This is a genomic window from Streptomyces sp. MUM 2J (assembly GCF_022414535.1).
Classification (GTDB): Bacteria; Actinomycetota; Actinomycetes; order Streptomycetales; family Streptomycetaceae; genus Streptomyces.
In genome coordinates, this window is the sequence record NZ_JADWYM010000034.1 from 1 (window position 1) to 18,839 (window position 18,839).

The window sequence follows — 18,839 nt, forward strand, 5'->3', positions numbered from 1 at the left end:
CCGCGACACCGACCGCCCCATCAACCTTCTCCTGACCGGATGACCAACGACTTTGCCGGGCCCCTGGTGCGGGGCCTGCACGATCCATTGCGGCTCGATCGTGAATACGTCGGCGCTCATTCCGGGGGCCTTTCTGGGGAGGGCGGCGCGCTGGGGTAGCGCGCCGCCGTGACGCGTGGGAATTAGAGGGCGTATCCGTCGACGTATTCGCCGCGCTCTCCCTCGGGGGTCTGAACATGGGGAAGGAATCGGCTCACCGCGAATACGACGGCGTCAGCGATAATCCGGGGTACGTCGTTGAGTACAAGACTCACCGTGTCGCCGTCGAGTCCGATACGGACTTCGCCCGGTTCAAGATCCATGTAGACAAAGGCGGTTGTGCCGTCGATTCGGGTTCGCGCTCCGGGAAGTCGGTCGGAGAGATCGCGTGCGGCTTCCTCAACACCCCGCCGCATTGCGGCCTGTGCGCGGTTGTGCTCCTTCACCCGCTCGTGAACCTTGCGGTGCACGGGAATGAGGTCGGCGGCGATCCGGGCCGCGATGTCCGCCGGGTCCTCGCTCATGGCAACTCGGACCGTGTCGCGCTCGCCCCTGTGGAACGGATAGTCGGTGGTGGGGAACGCGCCCCGGATGTGCAGATGTCCGGGGTCATCGAACCGCTCGGAGAGGTGGAGCTGTCGGCCGTCCAGGTGGGTGAACGTGGCGGCGTGGTCCAGCTCCTGGACGCCGTGGCGCGCGGGCTGCGGTCGCCAGTTTCCGCCGAGTTCGAGGGCGATCGGGTGGGACAGTTCCGCGACGGTGAGAGGCGTGTTCATCGTCCATCTCCTGGTGAGAGAGGTTGTCGGCGGCCGGTCGGCCTACCGGGTGCCGGGCGGGGGTTGCCCTCCCCTTCCGACATCACTAATTAAACCATGTTCTAGGGGTTGGGTCAACCCGGATAGACGCTCTGACCTGCTCTTTTCCTCCACCGGCGATCCGCACCCGCCCGGCCGAGCCCGGCCACAACGGGCCTGGGCGGGGTTCCCTCCTCGGTCGGACAGCTCCGCCGTATCAGGGTTCCGGGCGCGGTGTCCTGGCTCGCGTAGCGACCGCGTAGCGGCTTGGCCTGGACGCCGTGTCCGGGTTCCTGATACGCCCCCTGGGTGTCCGGCCGAGGAGGGAACCCCGCCTTCACCACCCGCACCACAACGGCGCGGCACCCGACCGACCAGCCCCCACCCCCTCCGAGGAGGACCCGCCGGAGGCAGCCTTTTCGCCCTCGCCGGCACCCAACGAATCTGTTCGCCGGAGTCGCTGTTGGTCGTACGCGGCGCCTGTGCGGCCGGGGTCCGCGGGTAGCGCGGCGGGCTCCTCGGATGCATCACCGTCACCACAAGGCGGGTTGCACGGCGGTGTGCCGGTGCAGGGGCAGGATGATCCGGACGGGCGGATTCGCGGGGACGCCTGCTGCGGGGCGCGGAGTGTCCGCGCCGGGGCAGTAGCCGCCCTCGTCCTCCCACCGGTCGACGGCGTCGCGCTCGGCGCGGGCCTGCTGCTCGGTGAGGGTGACCGGCTTCCGGTACAACTTCCGCGCGCTGGAATCGAGCGGCGGGAGCACGCGGGCGGCGGCCTTCTGGTCGTCGCGGCGCTTATGGCGTCGACGGACCCGGGCGAACCGTGCCTCGTAGGCGGCCTTGTCGCTGCCGTGGAGCCCGGCGGGATGGAGCCGGGCCAGCTCAAGTGCGACTTGGCCCATCGGGCTGGGCATCAGTACGCGGGTGCCGTCGTCCTGACGGACGGCGACGAGGAACCGCGCGGCGAACAGTGCCTGGGTTCGCTCGCGACTGATCCGCCGGCCACCGTTCCACACGCCGTGCCGCGCTGCCTGCCGGGCCCGCCCGCCTCGCCAGTACAGGCGCCCGGACGCGGCGGCCTCCAGCACACGGACGTGTCCCGCCGTCCAACCGAGTTCGGCAACATGCCCTTCGGCGAGATAGCGGTTCCTCGCCGCCCGGTCCCGGTTGTCCGCGTCCATGCCGGTGGCCGCCCGCTCCTCGGCCTCCCGCTCGGCTTCTTCCCGGCGGCGTTCGGTCTCCCGCTCGGCGTACTCAGCCGCCGTCAACTTCCGCTCCAGCTCGACCCGCAGGTCGGCGGCCGTCGTCTCGACTCCGGCGGCCGACTGCGCCCGAACAGCGTGGTCGACGGCCGCACGAGCGCAGTACAAGGGGGCACTGCTCGGCATGGTGGGGTCGTCGGCGTATTGCTCGGCGCGGTCGGCGTGACCCTCGGCTTCGACGGCTTCCTTGTGGGCCGCGTGCATGGCCGCCTCCAAGCGGGCGGTAGCGCCGGATCGGCTGCGGCAGACGGCAGTCATGGCGTCGTCGGCTGCGGTGACGGCGAGGATCGCGGCCTGCCTGGCGACCTGGAGACAGGTCTGCGGAGACGGGTCCCCCGCGGGGGCAACCTGATGTTGGACGGCGGACGCGTTCTTGGGCATGGGGTGTTCCTCGGGATCTCGGCGGTGCGGTCGGCGGCGTACCGTTCCGGCGTCGGGGAGATGCCGCCCGTGGTCGCGCGGAGCGCGATGGACAGGGCCGTCGTGCCCGAAGGGCACGCCCGTTTGGCCCGGCGTCCGGACGGGACGGGAGGGCCGCCTGCGGCCCGGACGTTCCGGCCGGACGCCGGGCCGGGCCGGGCTGAGTCGTCCCGGAGGGACGCCCTTCGTACGGGGGCCGGTGAGCGGGGCCGGCCGCCGACGCGGGCGGCCCTGGTCGGTGGTGGGCGGAGCGTGGGGTGGGCGGCTCGATGCCGCCCACCCCACGGCCCGGCGGCCGGGGTCCGGCCGGGCGGTGGCTCCCGCCCGGCCGGGCTCCTGCTACGCGGCGACCGGTTCGCGTGCGGCAACGCGGCACCGGGTGAGTACGGTCTGTGCGGTCTCGCCGTAGATGCTGTGGTCCTTGACCGTGCCGGTCAGCTCGACCTCGTCGCCCTGGTCGGGGACATCGGCGGCGGAGCTGAACCAGACGAACACGTTGCCGCTCGGGTCCTGGAACTTCACCAGTCGGCGGCGCTGGGTGTGGTAGCCGTACGTCCGGCCTTCCAGCTCGATCACGGTGGTGACGGTGGCGGTGGTGGTGATGCGCTCGCCCACGGTGCCCTGCGGCTTGCTGTTCTGGGCGGCCCGCTCGGTGGCCTCCTTCTCCTGGTCGCGGTACCAACCCGCGATGGCGGACACGAGCGTCGGCAGGTGGCGCGGGTCGACGGTCTCACCCTTGGCGAGCTGCCCCACCTTGTGGCGGTAGTCGGAGAGGCTGCCGTATCCCTGGACGGCCCATGCCCGGACGGCGGCGGCGGTGGTCGGCGCGTCGGGGTCGGCGTCGATAGCGTCCTTCCACTCCTGCGGGGCCTTGCGGTCGAAGAAGTACGCTTCGACGCCGTCGGCGGTCGGAGACGCGTCCTTCCACTGCTCGGACCGGCTGTAGAACCGGCCCTCCGTCTTCACGATGGCGGCGGTCACCCGCAGCACCTCGATCACCGGGACGCGGAGATCGGCCGGGATGCCGCCCCCCTCGCCGTCCCAGTCGCAGTCCTTCAGCGTGCCGAACCGCCACAGGGCCTCAAGTCCCTTGATCGGCAGGCCGGTGTACGGCTCGACGCACGTCGTGCCCAACTGCCGCATCTCGCCGGTCTCGTGGCGGGCAAGGTAGGTGGCGGTGCGGTGCCGGGCGACGGCGCACCCGTGGCAGAAGTTCTCGATGGCGCGGTACTGGCGCGCGGCCTCGGCGTCCTGCTCGGGCAGACCGGGGAACAGGCTGGTGATCGTCTCGCCCTCCTCGTCGTGGTCCAGGCGGGCGATGACGGTCCAGCCGTGGTGACGGGGGATGTCGCCGGAGATCGTCACGGTGACGGTGGGGCGCTTGCCGATCACGCGGCCGTCAAGGTCGCGGTAGTCGGCAAGGAACGGCTCGGAGATGTCGAGCGCGTACGCGCTGAGGTGGTGGACGGCGGCGCGGGCGTTGGTGGCCTCGACAAGCTGACGGACGCGGGACTGAGCGGTCGCGGGGATGGAAAACCGCATGGCTGCGCTGGTCATCGTGGGTACTCCTGCTGGTGAGAGAGGGATCGCGGGCCCGGCCGGGCGGGTTGCCCTCCGCGTACGGCCGGTCTCGGGCCGGCTGGCGGCCCGTCGTGTCGGAGGGGGGTTGCCCTCCCCCTCCGACACCATTAATTAAACCATGTTTTGGGGTGTGGGGCAAGCATCCCGGCCGGGGATGTCCAGTGCGGCGCGGTCGCGCAGGAACGCGGCGAACAGGGCGGCGGTGTAGCTGTCGGCGGTGCCGTACGTGCGGCGGCAGTCCAGTGCGCCGATGCGTTCGCCCCGGTGGTGGACGGCGAACGCTGCGCCGGGGGCGGGGATGGCGAGCGCGTACAGCCCGCGCGGGGTGTCCACGCGCAGGACGACGGCGGCGACCTGGTGGTCGTAGGCGGCGGACCAGCGGCGGGGCCCGACGCCGAACTCTGCGAGTCCCCCCGCGATGGCGCGGGCCTGCATGATGTCGGCGGTGGTGCCGGGGTCGGGCTCGGCGGGGGCGGGGACGCATCCGCAACCGTGGTCGTCGGCGTGGGTCTCGAGCAGGGCTGTACGGGTCACTGTGGGGCTCCTGGGGTGGCCGGGAGCGGGAGGGTTCCCGCCCCCGGCGTCGGGCGGCTGAGGTGGTTAGGCGGCGGCTTCATCGTCGCTGGCGGGGTCGTCGGCCTCCTCGGCGTCCGGCTCGCCCTCCTCCTCGTCGGTGCCGGTCTCCTGCTCGGCCTCCGGCTCACTGCCCGTCGTGATGGCGCGGGGCTTCTTCTTCGACGGGTCGTAAGGCTCGTCGTCCACGACCGACTGCTCAATGGGCGTGAGCGGGTACCCGAGAGCCGCGAGCACCTGGAACCAGCGGCCGGTGGGCGTCCGCGTCCACGGGGCGCGCTGGCTGTCCGTCCTCCACGCGGAGCGGTTCGCGCACTTCTCCCGTACGGCGGCGATGGCGGCGAACTGGAGCTGCGGGGCCCTGCGGGGGTCCTTGGCGACGTGACCGGCGAAGCTGCCCCGGTCCTTGGCCTGCTCGGTGCTCAGCCCCAGGAAGGCGGCCAGGATCTCCGTCGTCGGCTCCTTGACCAGTTCGTCAAGGCCCCAACTGGCGTTCAAAAGAGCGTTGTTCACATGTCCGATGAGGTGGTTGGTCGTGGTCTTCGGGAGGTTGCGCCGCTTGATCAGGTCGGTGATCCACTTCCGGCGCAGGGCCTCGGCCGCGTCCCAGTCGATGTTCCCCTTCTTGACGGCGGCGCGGGCGGCGCGCTCGGCCTCCACCTCGGCGGCGGTCTTCGTGCCGCTGCCGTTTCCGCCCTCGGGGACCGTGTGTCCGTACAGGCCGGGGGCGGAGCAGTAGGGCTCGTACCGGTCCGCCCGCCGCTCGTCGAACACCCACACCAGACCCTTGCAGTCGGCGTGCTCCTCGGTGCTGATGCCGCGCAGTCGCCACACGGGCATGGCGCGCTCGGACAGTTCCTCGGCGTCCCTGATCTTCTGCCCGGTCGCCTCCAGCTCCGCGCGGTGGGTCTCGGCCTTGGTCCGCTTGTCGCGCTTGGTCCGCTCGACCGCGATGGCCCAGTCAACGTCTCCCTCGTCGGCGTCGTCGTCGGCGGCGGCCTCGGTGATCGCGGCAAGCGCTTCGGCGTCGTCCGCAAACTCTCCGAGTGCGGCCAGGTGCTCGAACGTCCACTCGTAGCTGCTCGCGCCGCTGACGGCGGCCGACAGCTTCTCGTCGGACCGGACCTTGACCAGCGTCTTGACGTCCTTCTGCCGTACGCCTGCGGCCTTGGCGATGCGGCCCACCTGCGCGCCCGCCTCGGCCGCGCTGAACATGGCCTGGTTCACCTCGGTCTTGGTGAGGCTCTTGCGGTGCTGAGCGGTTGTGATCATGTCGAGGAACTGTCCGGCCGCGTCGCGGTCGTCGTCCTCCCACTCGTACGGCAGGTGGGTAAGACCCGCGTCCGTCGCGGCGTGGTAGCGGCGGTTTCCGTCGTTGACCTGGAGGACTCCGCCGTCGAGTCGCTGGATCTTGACGGGGATGCGGCACCCCTCGGCGCGGAGGGATTCCACGAACGGTGCGTTCAGGTCGAGGTCTTCGCGGGCGTTCTTCGGGTGCGGGGTGAGCGCGTCAATCCGGATGACGGGGCGCGGGGTGACCGGCACGGTCTCCAGCCCTGCGGCGACGGCGGCGGCCAGTCGCTGGAACCCGTCGATGACCTGCGGTACGTCGCCGTTGGTGCGCACGACGTACAGCGGCTCCACGATGCCGCTGTCCTTCACGTCAGCCAGCAGATCGGCCGGGGCCTCGATGTCGCGGACGTTGCCGGGGTGCGCGGCCAGCTCGGCGACCGTGAGGGTCGGCCACAGGGCAGGGGAGGTCTGGACGCCGGCCTGGGTCTTGGTGTTCGTCATCGGTCCTTGTCTTTCTGGTGAGAGTTGGTCGGGCCGTTCGGCCCGGTGGGGTGCCGGTCGGGGGGGTTGCCCTCCCCCTTCCGACACCATTAATTAAACCACGTTCTGAAGAGTGGGGCAACCGGGGATGCTGTGATCGCCGTCACTCGGGTGTAGGGCTGCGGCGGTGCGGATCATGGCGGCGGCCTCGGCGGTGGTCCGCTCGGGCTCGTCCCCCCAGCACCACAGGAGGGTGCGCCGGTAGGCGTCTTCCGTGAGCTTGAGCTTTCGCCACCGGACGCCGGACACGGGGCGGCCGTTGGCCTGGTTGCTGAGTACCACAAGGGAGTCGAACAGGGCGCGTTGGAAGATGTCCCACGCCTCACCGCGTACGGACCAGCGGGGCCGGGCGGAGCGCACGCCGCGCTCCCAGGCGTGCAGCACTGTGCACGGGGCGCTGTCGCCCATCCGGCCGGGCTGCCAGAGGTGGTCACCCTGGTAGAGCCCGACGCGTTCGATGTGGTCGGCGGCGGCGGTGAGGATGCGGGCGGGGGTGGCGGGCGGCTTCCGGGACGGCATCGCGTTCTCCTGGCGGTGGTCGGTGGCGGTCAACTGGCTGCGTACTGGGCGGACTTGGCGGTGATGGTGCACTCGACGCAGTGACACGGGGTCTGCCACTGCCAGCCGGACATGGAGATGATCGAGTAGGCAAGGGCGGCGGCTTCGCTGATCCGGCCGGTGCCGGGCTCCTTCGGCGTCGCGGCGGCCCACGTAGAGGGGAAGCTGTAGATCTGGAAGTAGTGGCGGCCGTTCTCGTCGGTCTTGTGGAATCGGGCCCATTCCATGTACATGCGTGACTCCTCGTCGCTTCGAGCGGGGGCCGGGGCGGCGGGCTGCCGCCCCGGCGAGACGGGCGGGTCAGGCTGCTATCGCTCCGGTGGTCTGGGCACCGATGCGGCGGCTGCCTCCGATGTCGGCGCGGTTGCCTGCGGCGGCTCCGTCGCCGTACCCGCTGCCGCTGTACGAGCCGCGCGTGTGCCGGACGTGCGGGTGTTCCTCGCGGTAGAGCGCTTCCACCTTCGCGTCACGGTCGGCCAGCACGAGTTCACCGCTGCGGCCGGTGGCCGACGTCTCCTCGCTGGCGGTGGCGCGGGCTGCCTGCTCGATCGCCTCAAGCCGTGCAATGACGCGCTCGATGAACCCGAGGGTCCACGAGTTCCGCCATGCCCGCGCGCTGCGGACGCCGTACGGGACAACCTGCGCACTGAGCCCGCCGAGCATCTGAAGGTGGAGCGAGGAGTAAAGAACCTCGGCACGCTGGATGTCGGACTCATGGCCCACGATGTGAACTCGGCGCACCTTGCCCCGCACTCCCATGTGCACGGCCTTGCACCCGACGCTCTGAGCGATGAAGCAGATCAGCCGGACACGGGACATGGCCCACGGGTTGGGGAGGTCGACGTACTTCGCGGTGACCGCGTCCCGCGACGGCTGCCCGTCGCTCAGCATGGCCTCTTCGACGCCGTACTTCGCCATCATCTCGAACGCCCGCTTCCGGGCCAACTCCGCCTCCGACTCCGGCGTGCGGGGGTCCTCCGCCGTGGCGAGCAGAGCGCGGATGGTGTCGAGCTTTCCGGGGGCCTTCGTGGTGCTCACGTGCGTTCTCCTGGTGAGAGAGGTTGTCGGCGGCCGGTCGGTCCGCCGTTCGCCGGTCGGGGGTTGCCCTCCCCTTCCGACACCACTAATTAAACCATATTATTGGGTTCGGGGCAAGCCTGCTCCGCATCAAACCCGCAGGTGGCAACGCTCCTTCCGTACCACTCACCCGCTTCCATCCCGTACGCCGTCGACCCACACGCAGTGGAGCGGACGCGGTGCCGGGCGTCCAGGTGGAGCGCGCCACTGCACGAACGACCTGGACGCCCGGTGCCGTGTCTGCTCGCCTTGGCTGGGTCGACGGTGTGCGGGATGGAAGCACCCTCACCCCCACGAACCCGCAGCCGGGCACGAAGCCCCCTCCGCCCCGGTGCCGGCCGATCCCCCGCCGGAGGCACTGATCACTGACCTGACCCCACCGACCCGTGGTTCGAGATGTCCGCGGACCTGTGCCTACGGTGCGCGCGACGAGCCACGATTTCGAACAGGACTGGGGGCACGGGTGAGCACCAATTCGGCAGGGCCGGTAAGCACGTCGGAGCTGCGGCGGCGGGTTCGCGCTGCTGAAGCACTGAAGGCGAAGACGCGCGAGATAGCCGCCGCGAACACGCTGACCGCGCGAGAGGCCGCAGCGAAAGCGGCCACGGCGAAGGAGGAGGCCGATGTCGCCGCGCGGGAAGCCGCTGCTGTCGTCCTGCGGCTGTTCGACAACGACGCCGAGTTGGTCTCGGAACTGCTGGGCGTCCCAGCAGATGAGCTGGAACGGGAAGCGAAGCCTGTTACCGCCGCTCGGGCGAAGGAGGTCATCGAGGAGCTGCGGGCCCGCGCCGAGCGGCCTCGCTCCACCCGCACCCGTAAGCCTCCACCGGATGCGGCCGGCGCCGCTTCCTCGACCCCGGACACCTCGCCCCCGGCGGCCACGACGGATGACGGCCGGGCTGATGCCGCCTGAGCACGACTCCGGGCACGGCCTCTTCCCGCTCTCGGCGGTGAACGGGGCCGGGCCCATTCACGTTGACGAGCAACTTTCGCTCATCGGTGAACCAACGCCCGTCCGCATACCGGCCGTTGAGTGGATGCGCTGGCTGGCCGACGAGTCCGTTCAAGCCCGGTACTGGGCGAAGGTCTACCGGACCCCGTCAACCGAGGACTGCTGGTTCTTCCTCGGAGGGATCTCTAGCACCGGCCACGCCAGCTTCAGGGCCGCGTCGCGGCCGGGCAGGACACGCACGGGCACGGTGCCGGGCCACCTGTACGGATACCAGCTCGCGCACGGCGTGATCCCCCGACTTGGCTGGGGAACCGACAGCCCGACCGTCTGCCACACCTGCGACAACCACTCCTGCCAGCAGCCGACGCACCTGCGCCTCGGCACGGCGGCGGAGAACCGGGCCGAATGGCTGGCCCGCCGCCGCGACCCGAGCAGTCCGCTCGCTGACGTCCGCGGCCCGGCCGGAAGGTCGCGCGCCATCGGCGCCGCCATCGAGGCCGGCCGGAAGGGCGGGGAGTCCGCGGAGTCGATCAAAGCTCGCGTCCGTGCAGCGATCGCGGCTGGGCGCCCGCTCAGCCTGTGGTGAACCTCGCCGCCCTCCGAAACCAACCCCCCGAAGGACAGACGGGCCCCGACAGACACGATGAGGTCTGTCAGGGCCCGTCGTCGCACGCGTCAGAAGACCTTCTCTGTCTCCGCGGCCTTGTCTACCTCTATGCCGTCGCAGTTCGGAACGTGAGACTCAAGACACAAAGCCCTGGGATCATGAGCTCTTATATGGAGTGGTCCAGAAGGTCGGTTTGTGCGATGAGGTAGGCAAGCTGTGCGCGGCTGCGGCTGCCGAGAACTTCAGAGGTCTTCTGGACGTGCGTGCCCACCGTTCGTCTGCTGATGCCCAGTCGCGCCGCGATCGCGTCGTCGGTGTAGCCCTCCACCATGAGCCGCAGCACGGCCCTTCGGGTCTCGTCGGTAAGGAGTGGCGGGCGCAGCCGGGAGGGGGCTTCTCCCACGGCTACCGCACGGCTCCACGCCTGCTCGAAGCCTTTGACCAGGTACTCGATGACGCTGGGTTGCCGAATGACCAACGCGGACTGGCGGCGGTCATGCGGACCGGGGATGAAGGCCGTCTTGTTGTCACACACGATGAGCCGCTCGAACACCTCGTCAAGCGTCCTGACCTGCGCACCCGCGTTCACCACTCGCTCGATGTAGGAAAGCGTGGGACCGTGTCCCCGCACCGTGTGCTGGTACAACGTGCGCTGTTTGACGCCTCGAGCGGCCAGGGCGAGATCGCGCGGCAGGGCCTCGGCGAGGAGCTCCGGCGAGCGGCCGCCGTTGGGCTGGGCGGTCAGCAACTCCTCACGGCAAGACTGCACCGCCTCTTCCAGAGCGGCTCCGATCACGCTTTCGCCGCTGAGCACCTCGACCGAGGTGCCGCCGCTCTGCTGGGCCTCCGCGTAGACAACCTCCACCCGGGCCATCGTGGCGCGGATCGCCATCAGGGCGTCCTGGTGCCTCATGATTGCACGCTCAATCGGCCGGGAAAGTGAAGCAGTGGCAAGGGCTGGAGGAACCGGAACGAGGGATCCCGGGTTGTCCGGCATGCACCGGAACAACCCCAAGTCGACCAGGCAGTCAGGGACCCGGTCCGCCACGACGCCACCTGCCACCAGCGCCTCGCGATAGCGCGCCAGGCCCTGCTCGCACAGCTCAGGGAGCTGCGTTACCCCCACCTGATCCTTCTCTGTGCACATTTGTCCCCACTTCACGTTCTTGCACTGCCCACTCATGATGCCAGTTGAATCTTCACTCGCGGCGAACGGCAGAGGATGCTTCTGAACACCGAAACGGTGACTCAGTCGCAAATCGAGGGAGACCAATGATTTACCGCATTCGCACCATCTCTGTCGGACTCGGAACGGCCGCACTGTTGGCCCTCGGCGCCATCAATCTTCATGCGGACAGTACGACGCTGACGAATACTGATCACACGGCGTCCGCTTCGCAGAATCAGGAAACTCTCACGCCGTATGACTCTGCGTGGGGGTGACCTCCCAGGACCGACTGATGCCGCGGGCCCCCTCCAATTCCCCGTAGCCGCCCGGGATGCGGTCCCAGTGGATTGAAAATCAGGGTGGCCAAGGTAGCGTCGCCCATTGGGTCTGGCATGAGGAATGCCAATTCTTACACCCCGCGAGAACCCGCAGGACTCATATCCGATACACACAGAATTTGTCGTAATTCGGAGACGCCCAGTGCATTCTTAGCGGTGATCCATAATGTCGTCCGTTAGCGAAAATGGGCACCCCCGCACCTGGGTGCCGGTTCACGCGGGAGTATCAGACGGTTACGGCACTGAGCACCCCGAGGCGAGTGCTTCACACTGGCGCGCTCGACGGTCCGCCCGCCCCAATTAGTGCCACCGTAAGCCGACGGCCTGGCGCAACGCGGTGAGCAGGGCGAGGGACGCACGCGTTCGGCATCAACGCGTCGGTAGGGGAGGGCGTTTGAGAGGGGCCGAGGCGTCTCGGCCGACCGTCGTCCGGGAGTGTCTGCCGAGGCGGTCGGCACGGCTCTGCGTGGCTCCACGTCTCGGAATTCGCCTTCGCGAATCTCATTGAGTGCCGTCCTGCGGCCGGAACTGCAAACGGCGCACGCTACTGATGGTCGGGCCCGCCTTTCCTCGAGCCACCGATAGATGGGGCAGTGCATGGATGGGAATGCTTGGTGTAAAGAAGGAGGAGTCAGGATGACCGATCGGCCCGTGGTGGCTCTGGTCGATGCTTACTCTAACGCACGACTGCTCGTGTCCCCGATCCGGATGCGAGGCTATGAAATTGTTCACGTACAGAGCTCTGCAGAAATACCTGAGTGGTTTGAATCATCCTTTCGGCGCGATGACTTTCGTGACCTCGTGGTGCACAACCGCCATTTCATGGACACGGTGGACCGTGTGTCCTCTTCCCAGCCGGTAGCTGTGCTGCCCGGACTCGGAACCGGGGTCGAATTAGCTGCTGATTTGAGCGCGCATCTGGGCCTGCGAAACAGTGGCATGCGAAAAAGCGTGGCCCTGCAGAATACTGCGGAAATAGTCAGCCAGACGGGATTCAAGGTTCATTCAGTGAGTCTCGACGGGGTCCACTACATCTGCGATATCTGGGAGATGCGGCAGTCCGGCTCGCCACAGGCTGACGGCCGACCGCGGGGTGCGATGCTGCTCGCCCGCCGGGGCGTGCGGCAAGACCGGCTCGTGGACCTCACCCTGAGCGGACTCGACGCGGCAGGGCTGCGTAACGGTCCGGCCTGCACGGAGTTCGAGCACACCGCGCACGGTCCGGTCCAGGGCGCCCCGAACGCGGGCATCTGCGCGACCGACGAGCCGCTACTCACGCGCGAGGCGATCGGCGAAGGACAGGCCGACTGGACTGTCTTCGCCTATCTCGCCCCGGAATGGTTCCGGCTGCGCGCCTCCAGGCCCTACCGGCGGCTACGACACGCGGCCTGGGTCAGCCTGGCCACTCCGGCGCCCGGTTCTGCGAGATTCCGCCTCCTCATGCGGGAACTGAAGGCGCTGGAGAGCTACCACGGCTCAGTGGTTGGCGGAGCACCGCCGGTGACCCGGGTTCAGCTACTCCACACCGAAGAAAAGACAGTGGTGCGTGACTACGCCGCGGCCTTGGCCGCGGTGGAACTGTACGGAGAGGGTCCATGGACGTCAGCTATCTGAACACCTTCCTAGCCGTGGCCGGCTGGCCCAACTCCAGCAAGGCGACTGGTCAACTCAATCTATTCCAGCAGACGGTGACCGCGCGGATCAAGCGTCTCGAAGCCAGTCTCTTCCTGCGCGGCGCCGCAGGAGCAGGGCACACAGAAGCCCGTGTCCGGTTGCAAGGGTACGCACGCAGCATCGTCCAACTCTCGGAGTTCGCCCAGCGAGCGGTCACCGTGACCGATCAGGCGTCTCCGAGCCAGCACGCGAAAGGGAGGTAGGCGAGTGGATTCGGTTATCGCGACTACAGGCCGGCGCACGCCACGCGCGACTCCTCCTCCCGTCGAGCGGGTCCCCATCAGGCTGCTTGTGACGGGAAGTTCACCTCGGCTCCGTGGCGTCGACAACGGGCATGTTCGAGTGCTTGCGGAGACGCAGTTGCTTCCGCCGATCCTTGTGCACCGAGGGACGATGCGCGTCATCGACGGGGTGCACCGGCTGATGGCCGCTCGCCTACGAGGCGACCGGTCACTGGACGTGACCTTTGTGGATGACTCCGAGGACAACTGCTTTATTCGGGCAGTCGAAGCCAACAACGCTCATGGGATGCCCCTCTCCCTCGCAGACCGCAAGGCCGCGGCTGCGAGAATCCTCCGGGGCCGTCCTGAATGGTCGGATCGGGCGGTCGCGGGGATCGTTGGACTGTCACCCAAGACTGTGGCGGTCGTCCGCCAGAAGCCGAGTGAGGAAATTCCTCAGTCGACGATGAGGATCGGCCGTGACGGTCGGAAGCGGGCCATGCAGCCACCTCATGCGTCAAGGCGCACGGCGTTGGATGACTCTGCCGGACCCGCTTCGTCTCAGGTCGGCGGTCCGAATGCGCACGGCGTCGGCGACGGCGGTGTCCGCACCACGCCCTCACGCGGCTGGGCGCCGCCTGAAGAGTTCCGGGCACTGCCATCCGGTCGCACCAGCGTCACCAGCGCAGCGCGAACGTCGATCGAGCCTTTCCAAGGCCCTCGGATTCTCAAGGCACTAGCGAGAGATCCGTCCCTGCGACTCTCGGAGGCGGGACGGGCGCTGGTGAAGAAGCTTGCAGCATGCTCCGTTGCCCCGGAAGAGGTGGACAGGATCGCTGCAGCCGTTCCCGCGCACTGCGCGCAGTCGGTCACCCAGCTTGCCCTGGCCTACGCCAGAGCTTGGGAGGAATTGGCGCAGACCCTCCAAACTGCGTCAACCTGATCCCGTGCCAACCATGCGTCCACGCGCTTCCCGTTTCGCCCGACTTATGCCCGACCAGTGGACGCACCGTGGGGAGACATCAAGGGTGCATTGCGGCACAGAACCCAGACCCGATAGCCGTGGGTCGTGGACGACGAGTTGTGGGCGATGCTCGAGCCGGTGCTGCCACCCCTTGTCGGAGCGGTCACCCGCCCCCCGGCCCGTGTCACGTGCCCTTCGTGCTCTCCACGGAGATCGCCCGGCAAGACGTACGAGTCTTCGAGCAACTGCAGTGGATCCGGCTGCCGGGGCTGGACGCAGCCGGGGAACTGGACTTGAGCCACGCGTACGTGGACGCGTCCCACGTAAGCCCGAGAAGGGGGCACCGCGACGGGCCTGGCGGCGGTCGACCGCCGCCAGGCCAGCAGCAGACACCACCTGGTCTGCGGCGTCAACGGCATCCGCTGAAAGCGGATCCCACGGGAGCGGTGGTGTGGGTTGCCGGCAGGCCGGGTTGGTCGTAGGCCAGTGCTACGCTGCAATATCGATAACAGGCGAGAATCCGTCCATGAGTATGTGCGAGGAAAGGCACTCGCGTACCTGTTCTGGCTAAACGGCACTGGGCGACGTGGACTACACCGTGGACGTCGGCGACTTTGGGGATATAGACATCAGCACCCCCCAGACCTCAGTAAATCATATTAATGCATGCCCCGCGGTGAAAACTCACCACTTCGGTTTTACCTAGCGGGACGTGCCTTATTGTGCTGCCTGAGCAGATACCGTCCACCGCGTAGGGGCCGAGAATGTAAGACACGCCAGTTCGTTCCACCCTGCCGGTGCGGGCATTATAGTAGTCCATTTCCATGTGATCCGCCTGCACATATTCCTGCAGTACGTGATCACGAGTCTCAGACGCCATTTGCAATCGATTCTTCCACTCTCCGGGATCGCTGGACCGCCCGACCATAACGCCTTTTCCGCCAGCAGAGTTGATGGGCTTCAGCACGAAGTCCCGCTGCCGCATGACGGCGAGGTCTATCAGGTTCTTCTCGGTCCCCTCATGTTCAGTCGAGCCAGCTCGCATCAGCCGGGTCCACGGGATGTGACGATCCACGAAGGCTCGTTCGTCGGCAGTAAGCGGTACCGATCCCTCGCTCAACCAGGCGAGGACTAGCTTGCTCGACAGCGCCAAGCCCGAGTCCGGGACCATGAACAGCGTGCTCTGGTGAGCCCGTGCGATTCCGTCCCACGAAATACCGAGTTTGCGCCAATCCTCGGGAAGAAAGTTCTTCAGCCCGATATCGAAGGATGGACGACCCGATTTCGGCGAGTCGAAGAATTCTGGTTCGACAAAAGCGCTCTCAAATCCATGATTCTTCAGATACTCGGACTCCGCGTCGTAGTACCACCTGTCCGGAATGTCAGAATCCCGCATCGTACCGACGTTCACCACGGACCGCTTCAGCCCCTTCTCGGCGCAGATACGCTCATACATCCTGACCCAGCCCTCAAGAGGTTCGGCGGGCTCATTCCCCGCGCGGGTCGGCTCCATCCCGAAGAGGTCGCGGTAGGCGGCGATAAGATAGTGGGCCGTGACTGGCCCCCCGTTCGCGACACCGAAGTTGCACTCGACGAACAATGGCACCCCATCGCGCAACACGGTGTCCCCACGCGCATTACTCGCGGAGAACTCAATCTCGTGCGACGTGCCGCCGGCGCCGAGCAGTGGTACTTGGTAGGGCAGCAGACCTGCCCGCTGCACGAGTTCTCTCGGATCGTCGGTCAACGACCAGCAGATTTTGTGCAGGAGACGAACCAACCCTTCCATCGCGTCATGGACCGCAGTCCTGGTCTCCGCAGGCAGCACTACTGGACGGATCGCGGTCCTTTCCTGCTCCGGCGTGAATCGCAGACCGCGCATGCGATCGCGGATGTGTTGGGCTGTGGCGGCCGCTTCCACTGGGGAAGGCAAGTCATCCCATATAGCAGTCATACATCGCTCCTCAGCTCGACACGGTCCAAGCCGTGTTCATTACTCCGCCTCGCACCCCGTTGACAATCGAGGTGGTGGACACGTTGGTGTGCCTGACCAGGACGCCGCTCAGACGCCGGCCGAAGATGATCGGGCTGAATACCGAGGCGGCAGAGATGGACCTGACCTCGCCGTCGCCATGATGGAAAACCGGCACGTTGATGGGGTCGGGCGGCCAGAACTCCTGGGCCACATAGCGCCCGTTCGCCACAGCAGACTCGAGGGCATCCTCCCACTCGCTTTCCTCAACGTCCCGCCCCACCACGCAGCCCGCACCGCCGCGCTGGTCGAACGGCTTGAGCAGGAATCCATTGCGATTGGTGCGGAGGAGCTTCAGCAGGCCGACACGATCCCCTTTCCAGGTCACCTCGGTGTCCGAGACGACCCGGGTCCACGCCAGGTAGGTGTCGACGAACTCTCGATCGGCAGATGACAGTTCATCGGCAGACTCACTGAGCCAGGCAAGAACTCGCTTGCTCGTGTAGAGCGTGCCCAACTCCGGCGAGAGCGTGAGTGCTGTATCTGTCTCCGTTGAACGCGCGAGGGGTGTAAGGTCAAGGCCCTCTTCGGCAGCCTCGCCGGTAGTGAACATACGCAGCACGACATCGACACGACGGCCTCGATGCGTCAGGAATGTTGAGAAATCGAGGTCGCCTGGAAGCGCAAACTCGCAGGATACGCCCCGTCCGGCAAGGTCGGAAATGACGTCGCTGAAGTACCTCTCGGACCCAAAGCCCTCGGCGCTCCATCCCAGCACTCGGATTTCCGGACGATCCACACCGCGGGCCTTCGCGCTGTCCACGGCCAGCTGACTGCGCGCGCGCAGAGAGTCGGGGACGCCTACGCGCTTGTCGTCCAACCATTCCCAACCGGTAGACCGAACAGTGTCCCGGAAGAAGCCGTTCAACAATGCGATCTGCTCGGGTCCCGCAAGCGCGCTGTCGATGTTGCATTCGACAAATTTGGGAGCTCCCCCGCTGATCACGACGTCCGGTCGTGCCATACCGAGCACGGCACGATTCTGCGCCGGGTTGTCGCTGAGCAACGAAACGGTCGGGCGTGTGTATCCCACGCGGTCCGCCAGTTCGGCCACCGAGCTCGCGTGGGCACGGCACGTCCGGTCAACGAGATCGAGCAGACGTATCGAGGCTTCTTCCAGTTCGCGCCCACGTTCGGACGTGATGAGCACGGGGCGGATCGGCACGGGGCCTTCGGGGTGACGGTAGGGGCCGATGCTCATCATGGCATCCAGGCGCTCGGCAAGATCAATGGAAAGCTGGCGCCCTGTTGCTGTGCCTAGAAGGTGCTCGTCCCAGCAGGTCTGGAGCGTGTTAGTCCCGGGCATGATCTACCTCTATTTGAGATGCCAGTGCGTGGCGATGCCGGTAGATGGCCGGCAGGAACAGGGCCCCGCTTACGGAGAGCACCACCAGTGCGAGCAGACCATTGCCGACGCTGTCAGTGGCGCTGCTGGCCGCGCCGCCGAGGAGAGGCCCCAAGGGCATCAGCCCCCAGGCAAGTGCCCGGTAGGACGCGTTGACGCGGCCAAGAATCGAACGAGGCACACTGCGCTGACGATAGGAGACCGTGATGACGTTCCACATGATCACGCACGCGCTGTATCCGGCGAGAGCGATGCTCGCCATCAAGAAGGTCGGCACGAACACGGGCAGCGCGAGGAAGACTCCGCCGAGGAGCTGCGAGGCCGTGAGCATGTGCACACGCGGAATCCACCGGATCAGCCGGGGGGCTGCGACCGACAGCGCGATGCCTCCTAGCGACCCGATCGAATAGACCAGCCCGAAGTGGAAGCTGTCCAGGCCGACCAGGTCCTTGTCGGTTGCGAAGAGGGCGAACAGCGGCTGCCATCCAGCGAAGGTCAAGGCTCCGAACGCGGTCATCAGCATGAACACACGCAGCAACGGGTTGCGCCAAATAGCTCGGAACCCCTCCAGCATCGACGGGAGGTAACCCGCGACGCTCTCGCTGCGCTCCGCGGCGAGCCGAGGCAGGCGCATCGCGGCCAGAATCGCCATCGCGTACAAGGCCGCGCTAGAGAGCAGCGACCAGCTCGCGCTGACAGCCATGATCATGCCGCCCAGTGCCGGGCCGATCATGCCGTTCAGTAGCTCCCCAAGCACCGTCTGTTTGGAGTTGGCGCTCTCCAACTCATCTGCGGAGACAATGGCGGGTAGTGCCGTCTGCGCCGAGACGTCGTAGAGCACTTCACCGATGCCGACTAGCAGCGCGCCTGCTGCCAGGATGGGGATGTTCAGCCAGCCTCCCGCCACGGCGACCGCCACGAGAACCAGGCTGGAGGCCCGTAGGAGATTCGCGCCTTGCAACACCGCACGCAGTGCGGACCGGTCGGCGAACACACCCAACGCAGGTGCCAGCAATGCCCACGGCACCATCCGGCATGCGGCGACAGTGCCAACCGCCAGTGCCGACCTAGAGGTCTCTGCCGCCAGTAGCGGCAGTGTCACCAACGTGAACCCGTCCGCGAGGTTGGCGAACGCGAAAGATGTCAGTAGTGCCCGTAGGCGGGGCTTGGACCTTCCTGCGGTCTGGGTAGTTGTCGCGGCCGAGCCCGTGGGCCGCTTGTCGGCGGCATCGGCCGTTTCGGGTGAATTCACTCTGCAGGTTCCTTTGTCATGACGCGACTTACCATCGAGTCGAATTTGCGGAGGTGAAAAGAGCCGAAAGAGACCCCGCTCTTCGGGCAATCAAATCGTCAGCGGATCCGGCCCTGTTTGGTGAAGCAGCCCCCTTACTTGCCGTCGAC

Annotated in this window: 16 protein-coding genes; 4 read left to right on the forward strand and 12 right to left on the reverse strand. The window is 67.3% G+C overall.

Features of this window, described 5'->3' with window-relative positions; translation table 11 throughout:
- Nucleotides 1-182: 182 nt before the first annotated feature.
- The 8 genes from I3F54_RS23735 to I3F54_RS23770 form a co-directional block, all read right to left on the reverse strand.
- Nucleotides 183-815: a hypothetical protein gene (locus I3F54_RS23735; RefSeq protein WP_240120888.1), complete on the reverse strand. Its 633-nt coding sequence runs from the start codon at nt 813-815 to the stop codon at nt 183-185.
- A gap of 551 nt (nt 816-1,366) precedes the next feature.
- Nucleotides 1,367-2,476: a hypothetical protein gene (locus tag I3F54_RS23740; RefSeq protein ID WP_240120889.1), complete on the reverse strand. Its 1,110-nt coding sequence runs from the start codon at nt 2,474-2,476 to the stop codon at nt 1,367-1,369.
- A gap of 378 nt (nt 2,477-2,854) precedes the next feature.
- On the reverse strand, nt 2,855-4,072 hold the full coding sequence (locus tag I3F54_RS23745) for a hypothetical protein (protein ID WP_240120890.1): 1,218 nt from the start codon (nt 4,070-4,072) through the stop codon (nt 2,855-2,857).
- Nucleotides 4,073-4,207: 135 nt separating this feature from the next.
- A complete protein-coding gene (locus tag I3F54_RS23750; RefSeq protein WP_240120891.1) occupies nt 4,208-4,630 on the reverse strand; it encodes a hypothetical protein in 423 nt (140 codons plus the stop codon).
- 66 nt (nt 4,631-4,696) lie between these two features.
- A complete protein-coding gene (locus I3F54_RS23755; protein ID WP_240120892.1) occupies nt 4,697-6,463 on the reverse strand; it encodes a ParB N-terminal domain-containing protein in 1,767 nt (588 codons plus the stop codon).
- Between the two features lie 93 nt (nt 6,464-6,556).
- The gene (locus tag I3F54_RS23760) at nt 6,557-7,021 is read right to left on the reverse strand and encodes a DUF6197 family protein (RefSeq protein WP_240120893.1); all 465 of its coding nucleotides are present in this window, start codon (nt 7,019-7,021) and stop codon (nt 6,557-6,559) included.
- Nucleotides 7,022-7,050: 29 nt separating this feature from the next.
- Nucleotides 7,051-7,293 (reverse strand): hypothetical protein, encoded by a 243-nt coding sequence (locus I3F54_RS23765; protein ID WP_240120894.1) that lies wholly within the window; start codon nt 7,291-7,293, stop codon nt 7,051-7,053.
- Nucleotides 7,294-7,360: 67 nt separating this feature from the next.
- Nucleotides 7,361-8,098: a DUF2786 domain-containing protein gene (locus I3F54_RS23770; RefSeq protein ID WP_240120895.1), complete on the reverse strand. Its 738-nt coding sequence runs from the start codon at nt 8,096-8,098 to the stop codon at nt 7,361-7,363.
- Nucleotides 8,099-8,600: 502 nt separating this feature from the next.
- Here I3F54_RS23770 and I3F54_RS23775 point away from each other — a divergent pair.
- Together I3F54_RS23775 and I3F54_RS23780 are read left to right on the forward strand one after the other, a co-directional pair.
- Nucleotides 8,601-9,050, forward strand: a complete 450-nt coding sequence (locus tag I3F54_RS23775) for a hypothetical protein (protein WP_240120896.1) — start codon at nt 8,601-8,603, stop codon at nt 9,048-9,050.
- Nucleotides 9,051-9,174: 124 nt separating this feature from the next.
- Nucleotides 9,175-9,675 (forward strand): HNH endonuclease, encoded by a 501-nt coding sequence (locus tag I3F54_RS23780; RefSeq protein WP_240120897.1) that lies wholly within the window; start codon nt 9,175-9,177, stop codon nt 9,673-9,675.
- 187 nt (nt 9,676-9,862) lie between these two features.
- Here I3F54_RS23780 and I3F54_RS23785 read toward each other — a convergent pair whose 3' ends face one another.
- On the reverse strand, nt 9,863-10,969 hold the full coding sequence (locus I3F54_RS23785; RefSeq protein ID WP_240120898.1) for a LuxR C-terminal-related transcriptional regulator: 1,107 nt from the start codon (nt 10,967-10,969) through the stop codon (nt 9,863-9,865).
- Nucleotides 10,970-11,838: 869 nt separating this feature from the next.
- Here I3F54_RS23785 and I3F54_RS23790 point away from each other — a divergent pair.
- Nucleotides 11,839-12,816: a hypothetical protein gene (locus tag I3F54_RS23790; protein ID WP_240120899.1), complete on the forward strand. Its 978-nt coding sequence runs from the start codon at nt 11,839-11,841 to the stop codon at nt 12,814-12,816.
- Nucleotides 12,798-13,079, forward strand: coding sequence for a hypothetical protein (locus tag I3F54_RS23795; RefSeq protein WP_240120900.1), 282 nt, complete (start codon nt 12,798-12,800; stop codon nt 13,077-13,079). The genes I3F54_RS23790 and I3F54_RS23795 overlap by 19 nt, the downstream gene beginning before the upstream one ends.
- A gap of 1,628 nt (nt 13,080-14,707) precedes the next feature.
- On the opposite strand, the gene I3F54_RS23800 is transcribed toward I3F54_RS23795, so the two are convergent.
- From I3F54_RS23800 to I3F54_RS23810, 3 genes are read right to left on the reverse strand one after another with little or no spacing between them, the layout of a single operon-like run.
- The gene (locus I3F54_RS23800) at nt 14,708-16,015 is read right to left on the reverse strand and encodes a hypothetical protein (RefSeq protein ID WP_240120902.1); all 1,308 of its coding nucleotides are present in this window, start codon (nt 16,013-16,015) and stop codon (nt 14,708-14,710) included.
- A gap of 10 nt (nt 16,016-16,025) precedes the next feature.
- A complete protein-coding gene (locus tag I3F54_RS23805) occupies nt 16,026-17,399 on the reverse strand; it encodes a hypothetical protein (RefSeq protein ID WP_240120903.1) in 1,374 nt (457 codons plus the stop codon).
- Nucleotides 17,386-18,690 carry an MFS transporter gene (locus tag I3F54_RS23810; RefSeq protein WP_240120904.1) on the reverse strand — a complete coding sequence of 435 codons (1,305 nt, stop codon included), beginning with the start codon at nt 18,688-18,690 and terminating at the stop codon, nt 17,386-17,388. Before I3F54_RS23810 ends, I3F54_RS23805 begins: the two co-directional genes overlap by 14 nt.
- Nucleotides 18,691-18,839: the final 149 nt, after the last annotated feature.

What these genes read in the sequence shown, in the direction of transcription:
- I3F54_RS23760 (WP_240120893.1), bottom strand. Translation starts at nt 7,021, where the DNA reads ATGCCGTCCCGGAAGCCGCCCGCCACCCCCGCCCGCATCCTCACCGCC.
- I3F54_RS23780 (WP_240120897.1), top strand. Translation starts at nt 9,175, where the DNA reads ATGCGCTGGCTGGCCGACGAGTCCGTTCAAGCCCGGTACTGGGCGAAG.
- I3F54_RS23735 (WP_240120888.1), bottom strand. Translation starts at nt 815, where the DNA reads ATGAACACGCCTCTCACCGTCGCGGAACTGTCCCACCCGATCGCCCTC.
- I3F54_RS23790 (WP_240120899.1), top strand. Translation starts at nt 11,839, where the DNA reads ATGACCGATCGGCCCGTGGTGGCTCTGGTCGATGCTTACTCTAACGCA.
- I3F54_RS23765 (WP_240120894.1), bottom strand. Translation starts at nt 7,293, where the DNA reads ATGTACATGGAATGGGCCCGATTCCACAAGACCGACGAGAACGGCCGC.
- I3F54_RS23800 (WP_240120902.1), bottom strand. Translation starts at nt 16,015, where the DNA reads ATGACTGCTATATGGGATGACTTGCCTTCCCCAGTGGAAGCGGCCGCC.
- I3F54_RS23795 (WP_240120900.1), top strand. Translation starts at nt 12,798, where the DNA reads ATGGACGTCAGCTATCTGAACACCTTCCTAGCCGTGGCCGGCTGGCCC.
- I3F54_RS23740 (WP_240120889.1), bottom strand. Translation starts at nt 2,476, where the DNA reads ATGCCCAAGAACGCGTCCGCCGTCCAACATCAGGTTGCCCCCGCGGGG.
- I3F54_RS23755 (WP_240120892.1), bottom strand. Translation starts at nt 6,463, where the DNA reads ATGACGAACACCAAGACCCAGGCCGGCGTCCAGACCTCCCCTGCCCTG.
- I3F54_RS23745 (WP_240120890.1), bottom strand. Translation starts at nt 4,072, where the DNA reads ATGACCAGCGCAGCCATGCGGTTTTCCATCCCCGCGACCGCTCAGTCC.
- I3F54_RS23805 (WP_240120903.1), bottom strand. Translation starts at nt 17,399, where the DNA reads ATGCCCGGGACTAACACGCTCCAGACCTGCTGGGACGAGCACCTTCTA.